The 13,842-nt window shown below is 62.2% G+C and carries 9 protein-coding genes and 1 pseudogene; 5 read left to right on the top strand and 5 right to left on the bottom strand.

The annotated features are described in order from the left end of the window. Positions 1 to 20 precede the first annotated feature (20 nt). Positions 21 to 311 carry a WGR domain-containing protein gene (locus tag AX725_RS16215; protein WP_202185050.1) on the top strand — a complete coding sequence of 97 codons (291 nt, stop codon included), beginning with the start codon at positions 21 to 23 and terminating at the stop codon, positions 309 to 311. A 62-nt stretch (positions 312 to 373) separates the two neighbouring features. Here the strand turns inward: AX725_RS16215 and AX725_RS16210 are convergent. From AX725_RS16210 to AX725_RS16190, 5 genes and pseudogenes are all read right to left on the bottom strand, one after another. Beyond that, positions 374 to 691 (bottom strand): annotated as a pseudogene (locus tag AX725_RS16210) (integrase core domain-containing protein); the annotation flags it as partial. 317 nt (positions 692 to 1,008) lie between these two features. Next, positions 1,009 to 2,142: a hybrid sensor histidine kinase/response regulator gene (locus AX725_RS16205; protein ID WP_053556533.1), complete on the bottom strand. Its 1,134-nt coding sequence runs from the start codon at positions 2,140 to 2,142 to the stop codon at positions 1,009 to 1,011. Further along, a complete protein-coding gene (locus tag AX725_RS16200; RefSeq protein ID WP_036527602.1) occupies positions 2,139 to 2,705 on the bottom strand; it encodes a chemotaxis protein CheB in 567 nt (188 codons plus the stop codon). Before AX725_RS16200 ends, AX725_RS16205 begins: the two co-directional genes overlap by 4 nt. Then, complete coding sequence (locus tag AX725_RS16195; RefSeq protein WP_036527753.1) at positions 2,702 to 3,544, bottom strand: CheR family methyltransferase; 843 nt, start codon at positions 3,542 to 3,544, stop codon at positions 2,702 to 2,704. The genes AX725_RS16200 and AX725_RS16195 overlap by 4 nt, the downstream gene beginning before the upstream one ends. An 11-nt stretch (positions 3,545 to 3,555) precedes the next feature. Further along, entirely contained in the window at positions 3,556 to 6,879 is a 3,324-nt protein-coding gene (locus AX725_RS16190; RefSeq protein WP_231733310.1) for a response regulator, read from the bottom strand. 372 nt (positions 6,880 to 7,251) lie between these two features. Between AX725_RS16190 and AX725_RS16180 the strand changes: the two genes are divergently transcribed. The 4 genes from AX725_RS16180 (at position 7,252) to AX725_RS16165 (ending at position 13,332) form a co-directional block, all read left to right on the top strand. Then, positions 7,252 to 8,423 (top strand): IS3 family transposase gene (locus AX725_RS16180; RefSeq protein WP_156458509.1). Its coding sequence is split into 2 segments (ribosomal slippage): positions 7,252 to 7,504 and positions 7,504 to 8,423, totalling 1,173 coding nucleotides; the frame shifts between segments, so codons are not numbered across the junction. Between the two features lie 420 nt (positions 8,424 to 8,843). Continuing rightward, the gene (locus tag AX725_RS16175; protein ID WP_081799113.1) at positions 8,844 to 11,108 is read left to right on the top strand and encodes a catalase; all 2,265 of its coding nucleotides are present in this window, start codon (positions 8,844 to 8,846) and stop codon (positions 11,106 to 11,108) included. Positions 11,109 to 11,128: 20 nt separating this feature from the next. Further along, a complete protein-coding gene (locus tag AX725_RS16170; RefSeq protein ID WP_036527633.1) occupies positions 11,129 to 11,590 on the top strand; it encodes a BLUF domain-containing protein in 462 nt (153 codons plus the stop codon). Between the two features lie 29 nt (positions 11,591 to 11,619). Continuing rightward, positions 11,620 to 13,332, top strand: coding sequence for an FAD/NAD(P)-binding protein (locus tag AX725_RS16165; protein WP_051586985.1), 1,713 nt, complete (start codon positions 11,620 to 11,622; stop codon positions 13,330 to 13,332). Positions 13,333 to 13,842: the final 510 nt, after the last annotated feature.

Raw genomic sequence — 13,842 nt, 5'->3', positions numbered from 1 at the left:
CCGATTTAGCCGGTGCTTCCTTGATCGAGCTCACCGCTGTCGATGAAGGTCGCAACTGCCGGCGAGCCTACCGTATCGAGCGCGCCGAGGATCTTTTCGGGCACCAGCTGATCGAACTGTCATGGGGCCGGATAGCGGGGACGTCTCAGACGAAGCGCCTGTCGGCACCGTCGATCGCCGAGGCGATCACCGTCGTTCGCAGAGTGCTCGCTCGCCGCGCGTCCGCCGCCACCCGGATCGGCGTTGCCTATAAGCGGCACGAAATTGAACGCTTCCCGGCCGAACCTCCGGAGGCGGGTCTTTATGGTTGATGAAAATTGGCATCTTGCCATAGTCTAAGGTGACGTGACCCCCAGCTTTCCTCCAGCTGGGATTAGAGCCGAGCCGTTTTGTTGCGCATGAGCGCGGTTGAAGCAATGGGCTGCGTAGCGGAGCCCGTAGGGCGTAGCGAAGCAGGCCATTGCTTATCCAGTTCGGCGGCGAACGCCGCCGGGGTTGCGTATCCAAGGGATGAGTGTGGTCTCTCCCGGTTGTAGTCTTCCACCCAGGCTGCGATCTCGACCCGGGCATGGGCCAGGCTGAGGAACAGTGTCTCGTTGAGCAGTTCGTCGCGCATGCGGCCGTTAAAGCTCTCGACGTAGCCATTCTGCATCGGCCTGCCCGGTGCAATGTAATGCCACTCTACGCCGAGCTACCAATCATCTCCCCGGACCCGCATGGCACCCAGCCGCGCAGGTCCGGCGGGTTCTTTTTATTCTTTTCCCTCCCAGCGTTGAGCGGCATGCACGTAAGGCCAGTTCGCTCAACAGCCGTATCGGCACCAAGGAATGGATGAGACAGGGGCGGCCGGCCGATCTTGCGCCGCAAGCGGACTGGCGGCTTATAGGCGCTGCGACCTTGAAATCCGACAATCAACTGCCATCCGACGGGATCCCTCCTGACTATTTGGGTTCCTGGATTGGTGTTGCGAGCTTCAAGTACGAAAGTTCAGCGGTAAGCTTAATCGCGCTAGTGGTTTCCGGTCGGAAGCTGGATCTCGAAAGTACTTCCTTCGCCAGGTACGCTGCTTACCAGCCGGATTGTCCCGCCATGCAGTTCGGCAAGTTGCTTGACGAGGGCCAGCCCGATTCCCAGCCCGTCGCCTATCACGACCATTCCTGCATTGGATTGCTCGAAGAGCTCGAAAATGCGCGACTGCTGGTCGGCTGGGATGCCGACACCGTTGTCGGAAACGACAATGCTGGCGCTGTTTCCGCTGCCACTTGCGGTGACCTCGATGCGCCCGCCCTTCGGCGTGTACCGTGCCGCATTGCCAACGACATTGCTGACCATCTGAATGAAGCGCGCCTTGTCGACGTCGAGTAGTATCGGCTGTTCCGGAACGTTCACTGCGAGCGTGTGATTCCCTGACTCGATTGCCGGAACCGCGACTTCCAGCGCGGAGGGAAGGATGTCGGCCAGCAGCACTTTCTCCCGGCGCAGCGAGATTTTTCCGTGCTCGATGCGGTTGATGTCGAGCAGGTCGTCGACGAGACGGGTCATGTGCCCGAGATGCTGCCGCATCGACGTGCGGACGTTTCCAATGACCTCCGGATCCCTTTTCCTCTCCAGAATGCTGAGACCGGCGGCAAGGACCGCCAACGGATTGCGCAACTCGTGCGCCAGCACCGCGAGAAACCGGTTTTTCTGCTGATCGGCAGCCTGTAGCGCAGCGCTGAGCGTTGCGAGTTCGTCGCGCTGGGCGGTGATCTGCTGCCGCTGGGCATACAGGTCCAGGAAGACATTCGATTTGGAGCGCAGGATGTCGGCTTCGATCGGCTTTTGGATGAAATCGACCGCTCCCGCCTCGTAACCTCGAAAGCGGCGTGCGGCATCGCCGCTTCCCGCCGTCACGAAAATGATCGGGATATGCCGCGATCGCTCGTTCGCGCGCATTATCTCGGCCAGTTCGAACCCGTCCATGCCGGGCATCTGCACGTCGAGCAGCGCCAGCGCATAATCGTTCGCCAGCATCAGTTCGAGCGCATCTTCGCCGCTGCGCGCCAAATGCAGCTCCAGCCCTTCGCGCGCAAGCAAGGCTTCGAGCGCGACGAGGTTTTCCTCGAGATCGTCGACCAACAGGAATTTGACGTTGTTGGTCATAGCGCGATCATGGCCTCCAGCGCAGGGTGGATGTCTTCCAACCGCATCGCTTGCGAACCCGGGGCCGCGGCAAGCGCAGCGTGGGGCATTGTCGCCACTTCCGCCGAGGCCGGATCCTGTACGATACCTTTCCCGCCTGCCGCACATATAGCGCGCAATCCCGCTGCGCCATCGCTGTTCGCTCCCGTCAGGACAATCCCGGCCAGCTCGCTTCCGAACGCGTCTGCCGCGCTTTCGAACAGCACGTCGATTGCGGGTCGCGAGTGATTGACCGGCTCGTCCGAGGATAGAGCGAGCGAGCCGCCCGCCTCGACGAGAAGATGATAATCGGACGGCGCGAAATAGATCGTTCCCGGTTCCAGCGGCTCCTTATCCTCCGCTTCCTTTACAGGGATGCGGCATTTGTCGGCGAACAGATCGACCAAGGCGTTATCGCGCCGTGGCGGGATATGGACGACGACGATGACGGGAATGGGAAAGTCCACGGGCAAGGCCGGCAGCACCTGCGAAAGGGCCTGCACGCCGCCCGCCGACGCGCCGATGACGACTGCCTGAAGGCTCACCGAGTGTTCCTTCGATAGATCTTTTCCTCGCGCACGAACTCCGAGAACATGTCGGCGTGGGCCGAGAAGCGCAGGCTTTCCTTCGACCCGACGCCTAGGAATCCGCCGCGCGCGAGCGATTCGCCGAACAGTCCCACGACCCGGTCCTGCAATTCGCGGTCGAAGTAGATCAGCACGTTGCGGCATGAAACGAGGTGCATCTCGCCGAACGCGGCGTCGGTCACCAGGCTATGATCGGAGAAAACGGCTCGTTCGCGCAGGGCCTTGTCAAACACGGCCCTGTCGTAGTCCGCGGTATAGTATTCAGATAAAGATGAATGTCCGCCGGACTGGCGATGGTTTTCCGTGAACTGGCGGATCCGGTCCAGCGGATAAATGCCCGCCTGCGCCGCGCGCAGCGCCGCCGGGTTGATGTCCGTTGCGTAGAAGATGGTACGGTCGGCCAGCCCTTCCTCGGCGAAGAGGATCGCCAGCGAATAAAGCTCCTCGCCATGGCTGCATCCCGCGACCCATACCTTGAGCGAGGGGTAGGTCCTGAGGTGAGGCACGACGCTTTCGCGCAGGGCGCGAAAATACGAAGGGTCGCGAAACATCTCGCTCACCTGAACGGTGAGGAAGTTTAGCAAACGCGGCAGGATCGTCTCGTCGTGCAGGACGGCCGACTGGATGTCGGAAATGCTGTCGTAGCCCAACTGTGTCCGCGCCTGCAGCAGCCGCCGCTTGATTGAGGCGCGGGCATAGTGCCGAAAATCGTAGTGATAATGCCGATAGAGTGCGTCCAGCAGAAGCTGGATCTCGATGTCCTCGATGCTCTCGTTCGCAGCACCGGCGTCCGTCATTCTGGTGCGCATCACCTGGGCATCCATACCCGTACCAGTGAAAGCAACTTGTCCACGTCGATCGGCTTTGACATGTAATCGTTGGCGCCCGCATCGATGCATTTCTGCTGGTCGTCGGGCATGGCCTTGGCGGTGAGCATGACAATGGGCAGCTTCTTCCAGCGCGCATCGGCACGGATGGCGCGAGCGGCGGTGAGGCCGTCCATCACCGGCATCATGACGTCCATCAGCACCAAGTCGATCGTGTTGTCAGGATCGCCCGCCGCTTCCTCCAGCGCATCGATCGCCTCCTGCCCGTTGCGCGCGATCCGCGTCAGTGCGCCGCGGGGCTCCAGAACGCTGGTGAGCGAGTAGACGTTGCGCACGTCATCCTCGACGATGAGGATGCGGCGGCCTTCGAGCGCCGCATCACGGTGACGCGCTTTCTCGATCATCTGGCGCTGTTCGGCAGGCAAGTCGGAAACGACCTGGTGCAGGAACAGCGAAACCTCGTCCAGCAGGCGCTCGGGCGACTTGGCGCCCTTGATGATGATGGAACTGGAATAACGACGCAGGCGCTGCTCCTCGTCGGCCGAAAGGTCCCGCCCGGTGTAGACGATTACCGGAGGAAGCGGACCCTCGCCTTCCTCGCTTAGCGTCTCGAGCAGGGAAAAGCCGGTGGCATCGGGCAGCGCGAGGTCGAGGACCATGCAATCGTACTGGCCGCCGCGCAGTTCCTCCAGACATTCGGCGACCGTGCCGACGCCGACAGTCTCGACATCCTGCGATCCGAGCAGCTGACTGACCGCCTCACGCTGGACCGCGTCGTCCTCGACGATGAGCACACGCCGAACGCGCGATGCCAGTTTCTGCTGCAGCATGGCCAGCACCTCTGCCAGCCGTTCGCGGGGGGCGGGCTTTTCAAGGAAGCCGATCGCACCCAATGCCATCGCTGTCTGGGCCTGGTCCGAACCGGAGATAACGTGGATCGGTATGTGCCGTGTCCTGTCTTCATGCTTGAGCCGGTCCAGAACGGTAAGGCCCGACTGATCGGGCAGACCGATGTCGAGCACGATGGCGCTGGGCCGGTACTCGCGGGCAAGGTCGATCGCTTCCTGCGCGGTGCCGGCCACGAGGCATTCGAAACCCATTTCGCGTGACAGGTCGCACACGATACCGGCAAATCTGCTGTCGTCCTCGATCACGAGCAATACGCGCTTGTCACCGGACAGGACCGCCCGGTCGTCGTCGATGACCGGCCCCTTGGGTGTCGTATTGGTCCGGCCCTTCGGCCTGGTCGCGGCTTGTACAGTTGCCGGGGCTGTTGCCGGCGGTTCCTTACCCGCCGGCGCGGCAGCGCGCGGCGCGACGGTGGCGGGATCGTAAGTGGCAGGCACGTCCACGATGAACGTGCTTCCCTTGCCTTCTTCGCTCGTGACCCGGATCGTTCCGCCCAGCAGGCGGACCAGTTCGCGCGAAATCGAGAGGCCGAGCCCGGTGCCGCCGAACTTGCGGCTGATTGTGCCGTCGGCCTGGCGGAAGGCGTCGAATATCGCGTCGCGCTGCTCCGGTGCGATGCCGATCCCGGTGTCGGCGACCGCGAATTCGATCTGGTCGTCATCCTTGCTGGAGATCGACAGGGTAACGCTGCCCCGTTCGGTGAACTTGATCGCGTTCGAAAGCAGGTTCTTGAGTACCTGTTCCAGCCGCTGTCGATCGGTCTCGATGGAACGCGGCGCATCGTCGGCAAGCGCGATGTCGAGTTCCAGCCCACGCTGCTGCGCCAGCGGCTCGAACATCTTTCGCAGGTCCGAAGCGAGCCGCTCCGTGGAGACCTGGGTCGCCTGGATCTCGACGTGACCCGCCTCGATTTTCGACAGATCGAGGATGTCGTTGATAAGGGTCAGGAGGTCGTTGCCCGAAGATTCGATCGTGCGGGCAAACTTGACCTGTTCGGCCGAAAGGTTGCCGTCGGCATTGTCGCCCAGCAGCTTGGAAAGGATCAGCAGCGAATTGAGCGGCGTGCGCAGCTCGTGGCTCATGTTGGCAAGGAAGTCAGACTTGTACTGGCTGGCCTGCTCAAGCTCGCGAGCCTTAAGCTGCAGCGAGGCAGCGGCGCGCGAAAGCTCGTCACGCTGGCCCTCCAGAGCCTGCGCTTGTTCTTCAAGCTGGCTGTTGGTCTGTTCCAGTTCGACCTGCTGCAGTTCCAGCCGGGCTTGCGTTTCCTTCAACGCATTCCCCTGCTCCTCCAGTTCCTCGTTGGAGACCCGCAATTCCTCGCTTTGCGCCTGCAGTTCGCTAGCCTGGCGCTGCGTTTCCTCCAGCGCGTCCTGCAGGCGCTCGCGGAAACGCGCCGAGCGCAGGGCGACGCCGATCGAGCCTGAAACGGTATCGAGCAGTTCTCGTACCCGGTCATCCACCGCATCGAAAAATCCGAGTTCGATGACGGCATTGACCGAACCTTCATTGAAAGCCGGGGCGACCACGAGATGGCGCGGCGTATCGCTGCCAAGTGCGGAACCGATCTTGAGATAACCGTCCGGGATATCCGCAAGCTCGGTCGGGTGTCCGTCTGCCGCCACCTTGCCGAGCAAGCCTTCGTTGAAGGCAAACGTTTCGGGCACCGCTGCCGCGTCGGTCACCCCGAGCATGGCTGCACGGTTGAACGTGCCTCCTTCTCCCTTGAAGATCGCGCCTGCGTTAGCCCCGGTCCTCTCGGCGAGGAAGGCAAGCACCGCGGCGCCCAGCTGCGGGACAGTCTTCTCGCCGCGCATCGCTTCGCTAAGCTCCACCTGCGCGGTTTGCAGCCAACGCTGACGTTCGCGCAGGCGGTTTCCGCGCATGAGCAGCAGGAATATCGCGATGGTCAAGGCGATGCCAATAAGGCTAGTGACCATGGCGCTGACGAGCGTTGCACTGGACGCCGCAGCCAGTTCGGCGATGCGCTGCTGGCGCTCTGTCGTCTCCGCGCGGTTTCTCTGCGCCATCTCCAAACGGATCGCATCCATCGCGATCTTGCCCTGGTCGCTGTCGATCATCGCGATCGCCGGATCGAAGCCCTGATCGCGACGAGTCTCGATGGCCAACCGGGAGAAACGGAGTTTTTCGTCGATCAGGGTCCGGAGCCGGTCGAGGTCCTCATCCTCGGCGGCATTGTCATTTGCAAAAGCTTCCAACTTCCCCAGGTTTTGTCGCGCGCTGGCAGCTCCGGTTCGATAAGCTTCAAGATATTGGTCTTTGCCGGTCAGGACATAGCCTCTGCTACCAGTTTCCACGCCGAGCACCGCTATCATGAGCTCATCGAGCGACGTCAGCACCTCGTGCGTAACGCGGATCCGTTCCTCGTTCTCGCGCATGCTGAGGACGTTCGAATACGAAAGGATCGCGCTGACCAGGAAGAAGCCGATCCCGGCAACGAGGCCGACGATAGACCACCAGGAATTCGTGTCGCGGAATTTCCGCTTGGAGGCAGCATCTTGCAAGAGTTTGAAATCCTTTAGTCGTGCCAAGGCCATAACGGCGGACGATAATTCGAAGCAACCTCTTCCTCAGTCTCTAATGGCATGTAGCGTCAGTTTGCACCTTTTTGATGAGCGTCGCGATTGTATCGAGCCTCTGGATGCCGAGCCGTGATCAGATCGCTGTGTGCCGCCCTTGGAATAGTGACGTGACCCCCGATTTTCCTCCACGCTGGATTAGAGTCCGCCCCTGAGAGAAGGACGGACGAGATGAAGCGAACGAGGTTTTCTGAAGAGCAGATCATTGGCGTGCTGAAGGAAGCGGAGGCGGGGGCGAAGACCGCGGACCTGGCCCGCCGACACGGTGTGTCGGAAGCGACGATCTACAACTGGAAGGCGAAGTACGGCGGACTGGAGGTGTCCGAGGCAAAGCGGCTGCGCTCGCTCGAGGATGAGAACGGCAGGCTCAAGCGCTTGTTGGCCGATGCGATGCTGAACAACGCTGCGCTGAAGGATCTTCTGACAAAAAAGTTCTGACGCCCGCCGCGAAGCGGGAAGCTGTTGCTCATCTCCAGGATTGTCACGGGATGAGCGAGCGGCGGGCGTGTCATGTGATCGGAGCCGACCGTAAGAGCGTGCGATATCGCTCCCAGCGGGCTGACGATGCCGAGCTTCGCGAGAAGCTGCGCGAGCTGGCGAACCAGCGACGCCGGTTCGGCTATCGTCGCCTGCATATCCTGCTGCGCCGGGAGGGGGTGATGATCAACCGCAAGAAAACCCAGCGTCTTTACCGTGAGGAGGGATTGGCGGTCAGGCGACGCCGGAGCCGCAAGCGTGCTGTTGGAACACGGGCGCCTGCTCCGGTGCTGGCCCTACCGAACCAGCGCTGGAGCCTCGACTTCGTGCACGACCAAATGGCGTCAGGACGACGGTTCCGCGTGCTGAACGTGGTCGATGACGTGACCCGGGAGTGCCTTGCGGCGGTGCCCGACACATCGATCTCAGGCGGCCGTGTCGTGCGCGAGTTGACGGAGCTGATCGCACAGCGCGGCAAACCGGGGATGATCGTCAGCGACAACGGGACCGAACTCACGAGCAATGCGGTGCTGGCATGGTGCGGGGAGATCGGCGTTGAGCGGCACTACATCGCGCCGGGCAAGCCGATGCAGAACGGCTACGTCGAGAGCTTCAACGGCCGCATGCGCGACGAACTGCTCAACGAGACGCTGTTCCTCAGCCTTGCCCACGCCCGGGTCGAGATCGCCGCCTGGGTCGAGGACTACAATCGGGAGAGACCACACTCATCCCTTGGATACGCAACACCGGCGGCGTTCGCCGCCGAACTGGATAAGCAATGGACTGATTCGCTACGCCCTCCGGGCTCCGCTACGCAGCCCATTGCTTCAACCGCGCTCAAGCGCAAAACAACCGCGCGGCTCTAATCCCAGTTGGGGGAAAGCCGGGGGTCACGTCACGAACTGCCAGACAATTGACAGCGCTAACTAACAGATAATTCCGACTGCGGCACCTTTTCCTATCCGCCGAAAGCAAAGGCTCGAGATCGGTCGCTAGGAAACCGAATAGCAAGGAGCCGGGAAGGCCTTCTACAATGCGACATTCCAATTCCCTCGCGATGGCAAGTTTGGCGTCACCGCATGGAGCGGGAGCGTTCTGATCGGCGGGCGGTATGGCATCGCACTCCTTTTTTCCGTTATGGCCGAAAAGATGAGTCGCTCCATGTGCGAAGGCCGCTAAGATCTTTGCAGCTAGCGTATCTTGATCGACGATCGCTGGATATCGGGACCCCTGCGGGCACTTTATCGATGTTGCCCCGACCCGGGGCAAAAATTAGAGGATGAACGATGGCTAAAAAAGTTCAGACGACCGCCCATGACATCAACCCCGACCCGATCATCGTGAAGCCAGTTCCCAACGTGGACAAAACCGGTCCTTTCGGTGGCCGCGCGATCGACAAGGGGGAGCGGCCACGCGGCCCGGCGGGCGACAATTCGCTGCACCACCACAACCCGGGTCTGGGCGAGACCGATTTCGACACCGAGCTGGGCAATGCTGGCGAAGTGCATCAGCAGGTGCCCGATAGCGGCGATCATAGCGATACGGTGGCGCATCTCACCGACAACCACGGCCATCGCATTGCGGACAACCAGAACAGCCTCAAAGCCGGCGCGCGCGGGCCGACACTGCTGGAAGACTTCGTTCTGCGCGAGAAGATCTTTCACTTCGATCACGAACGTATCCCCGAGCGTATCGTCCACGCCCGCGGTTCCGGCGCGCACGGCGTGTTCGAAGTCACCAAGGCGATCCCCGAACTGACCAAGGCCAAGCTATTCTCCAAGGCCGGCAACAGCTGCCCCGTGTTCACCCGTTTCTCCACCGTCGCGGGCGGCGCTGGATCGGTCGACACCCCGCGCGACGTGCGCGGCTTTGCGGTCAAGCTCTACACCGAAGACGGCAACTGGGACCTGGTCGGCAACAACATCCCGGTGTTCTTCATCCAGGACGCGATCAAGTTCCCCGACCTCGTCCATTCGGTGAAGATGGAGGCCGATCGCGGCTATCCGCAAGCGGCCAGCGCGCATGACACGTTCTGGGATTTCATCAGCCTGATGCCCGAGTCCATGCACATGATCATGTGGGCGATGTCCGACCGCGCGATCCCGCGCACGCTGCGCAACATGGAAGGGTTCGGCGTCCACACCTTCCGGCTCGTCAATGCCGAGGGCAAGGGCAGCTTCGTCAAGTTCCACTGGAAGCCGGTGCTGGGCCTTGCCTCCACCACTTGGGATGAGGCAGTGAAGCTGGCCGGGGCCGACCCCGATTTCCACCGCCGCGATCTCCACGAAGCGATCGATGGCGGGCACTATCCGGCATGGGACCTGGGCATCCAGGTGTTCGACGAGGCGTGGGCCGCCAAGCAGCCCTATGACGTGCTCGATGCGACCAAGCTGATTCCCGAAGAGGAAATCCCGGTCGACATCATCGGGCGCATGACGCTGAACCGTAATGTCGACAATTTCTTTGCCGAGACCGAGCAGGTCGCCTTCCTGCCCACCAATGTGGTGCCGGGGATCGATTTCTCGAACGATCCGCTGCTGCAAGGGCGGCTGTTCAGCTATCTCGACACGCAGAAATCGCGGCTGGGCACGACCAATTTCCACCAGATCCCGATCAACGCGCCCAAGTGCCCGTTCCACAATTTCCAGCGCGACGGGATGATGCAGACGCTGGTGCCCACGGGCCGCGCCAATTACGAGCCCAACAGCCTTGCCGAAGCGGGCGAGGACGGCGGCCCGCGCGAATGCCCGGAAACCGGCTTCACCAGCTTTGCCGCCAATGACGAACGCAACGATGGCGGCGAGAAGCTGCGCATCCGTGCGGAAACCTTCGCCGACCACTACAGCCAGGCACGGCTGTTCTATCGTTCGCAGACCGATAACGAACAGGCGCACATCTGCTCGGCTATCGTGTTCGAGCTGTCGAAGGTGACGCTGGAGCATGTCCGCAACCGGGTGATGAGCCGTCTTCGCAATATCGACGAGGATCTGGCCAAGCGCGTGGCCGCCGGTCTGGCGATGGACCTCCCGGAAAAGGCCAAGGCCGCGAAGGAACCGATCGATATGGCGCTGTCCGATGCACTGTCGATCCAGAAGCAGGAAAAGCCCGTGTTCGAGGGCCGCTGCGTGGGCATTCTCTACGCCGAGGGTTCGGACAAGGCGATGATCGACGAGATCAAGGCGGGCGTCGAAAAGGACGGCGGTACGGTTAAGCTGGTCGCGCCCAAGGTGGGCGAGATCAAGGTCAAGGGCGGCACACTCAAGGCCGATGGCCAGCTCGCGGGCACGCCTTCGGTGGTGTTCGATGCGGTGGTCGCCATCCTGATGCCCGACCAGGCGCAGGAACTGGCCAAGGATGTGGGCGCGGTCGCCTGGTTTGCCGACGCCTGGTATCACTGCAAGACCATCGGCGCCTGTGGCGGCACGCGCGAGCATATCCTGCCCAAGGCGAATATCGAGCCTGACGCGGGCGTGCCCAAGCCGGAGGACTTCCTCAAGGTCGGCACCAAGCGCCACTGGGATCGCGAACCCAAAGTCCGCGACCTGGCCTGACCCACGCGCGGTGCCGGATCATGGAGGACAACGATCCCGTCATGGCCGGCACCGCCGATGTCTGCACGCTGTCCGAGGCACCGCTGCGCGTGCTGATCTATCTCAGCACCGCCGGCGCGCAGGAAAACGCGCAGGCCGACACCGCGCTTGCGCTCGCTCACGAAGTGCAGGCGGGCAATCGGCGCAAGGGCCTCACCGGCCTGCTGCTGGGCAACGGCAATAGCTACATGCAGGTGCTCGAAGGCAGCCCGGAGGCGGTTGGCCAGATGTTTGCCACGGTCAACCGCGATCCGCGTCACCGCGCGCTCGATGTCGTGCTTGATCAACCTGCGACGGAGCGGACATTCCCCGACACCGCCATGCTCGGGCTCGATCTCGACGCCAGCCCGCTGGACCGCCGCGCCGCGATCGAGGCGCTGATCCCGGCCGGGGCGGATCGCGATGTGCGCGAAAAGCTGCTCGCCTTCAGCGTGTTCGATTGAGGAATACGAACAAGCCAACGCGGCCGCGCGTGGCGATCATCGGGGCCGGGCCGAGCGCGGTCTATGCCCTGAAGCGGTTGATCACGTCAGAGGCACCGCTGGCGATATTGATCTTTGAATCCGGGGCGCGGCCCGGTGTGGGTACGCCCTACGATCGCCAGCAGAACTCACCGGCCATGCTGTCCAACATCGCCAGCATCGAACTGCCGCCGGTGTGCGAGACCCTGCTCGACTGGTTGCAGCGGATCCCGCCCGAAACCCGCCATGGCTGGGGCATCGGGGATGCCGACCTGCACGAACGACACTTTTTTCCGCGCGTGGTTCTGGGCGATTATTACGCCGACCAGTTTGGCGCGCTGGTGAATGAAGGCGCGGCGCGCGGCCACCGCATCACGCTGCACACGCGCACCCGCGTCAGCGATATTGTCGCGCATGAGGGCGGGGTCTGGGTGACGAGCGATGCTGTCACTCAGCAGGCCGCGCTCGCGTTCGATCATGCGATTCTGGCCACCGGGCACTCGGTGCCCAAGACACACGGGGCCGACCCGGCGGCCCTGGGGCGCAGCGTCGAGCCAAATCTTTCGGCGGACGCGATTCGGCTCGGTATCCTTGGCACCTCTCTGAGCGGAATCGACGTGGCGATCGATCATGCAATGCGGATCGGCCGTTTCAAGTCCGTGGACGGGCGCCTGACCTTTGCGCCGACCGACCAATGCGACCGGGCGCAGGGTCCGCTCATCACCATGATGTCGCGCGGCGGGCTGCTGCCCGAAGCCGATTTCTTCTGCCCGATCCCCTATCAGCCGCTGGATCTGTTTACCGACGACCGGCTGGCTGCAATCGTCATGGGCAAGGATGGCGATCTGGACCGGGCATTCGGCCTCTTCCTCGACCAGCTCGAGCGGCTCGACCCGGCGTTCCTACGATCGCTCGGGCCGGGATGCACGACGCCGGAGGGCTTTTCCAAGTGCTATGCGCAGCGCCGCAGCGACTTCGATCCGTTGGAATGGGCGCGCGGCAATCTGCTGGAAGTGCACTACAACGCGCGGCATCACCGCACCGTGCCTTGGCGTTATGCGCTGCTGCGCATGCACGAGCCGTTCGGCGCCATTGTGAAGGACTTGTCGGACGGCGACCGCGCCCGCTTCAACCGCTCGCTGAAGCGCGTGTTCGTGGACAATTATGCGGCTGTTCCGCCGCTCTCGATCGAACGGCTGATCGCGTTGCACGATGCCGGTATCCTTGCAATCCATGCGCTCGGTTCCGACTATACGATGGAGCGGGACGACAAAGGCGCCGGCTGGCACATCGCTGCGCGCGGAGTGACGCACCACTTCGATTCCATCGTCGACGCACGCGGGCAGGCCGTTCTGGGGCAGGAGGAATTTCCCTTTCCAACGCTGCGCATGCAGATCCGCGCCCTGGCCATCGCGCGGTCGGCAAGCCTCGATGAAATCGTCACCGGGAAGGGCTTCAAGCTCGGGCAACCCGGCAACCCGCTGGAACGCGTGCATTGCCTGTCGTTGCCATTTCTGCTGGGGCGCAACCCCTTCGTACAGGGGCTGACCGCTGCAGAGGAGCTGGGAACCGCGGCTGCGCATGCCATCCTGAGCGCGCTCGCCGCGAACAGCGAGCGGGGCCTGCCGATTGATATCGAAGGGGCCCTGGCATCGCTTGGCGGGCATGTGGTTTACCTGTTCGCAAGCCAAGGCCAAGCTGTCCTCGAAGCGCCGCGCAGTTAGTTGCCTTGGTGTGCTATGTAGAAAGCTGGCTCCATCGATTGAAAAACTAGCCGGCTTACCTGTCAACGAAAAATTCAATAAATCTTGCAGTAAGAGCTTAGGCCTGAAAAGGATAAGGGCCATTTAATTGCACGAAAATTCGTGACAGGTGTGCGCATACTGCCCTATGCTTATTATAGTGCGGCATTCCTACAGGTTTTTTCGCGTGAATAAGGCCGTCTGTGGGCCAGAAACACGAACGGCTGATTGCGGCGCGCAACGATGCCATGTTGGCCCGCCAGAAAGTGTGGCTGATTGAGCTAATCGATGGAACGCGCAGACAGTCGGCAAGCAAGCTATGAACCGCGCCGCCTCGTTTTGATGCGCGAACGAATGGCGGCTTTCGGTTTAAATCCGAAGGGTTCGGAATGACCGATATTAGGGCGCGTAGCTGCCGGGGGCAGAGTCCATTCAGCGTTAGCGTCCGCGCTCGTGGTGTAATTTTCGGTGGAGATTTAGGTGCTGCTGGTG

The organism is Blastomonas sp. CCH9-A1 (genome assembly GCF_001557175.1).
In the GTDB taxonomy this organism is placed as follows: Bacteria; Pseudomonadota; Alphaproteobacteria; order Sphingomonadales; family Sphingomonadaceae; genus Blastomonas; species Blastomonas delafieldii_A.
This window is presented reverse-complemented; position numbering and strand designations above follow the sequence as displayed.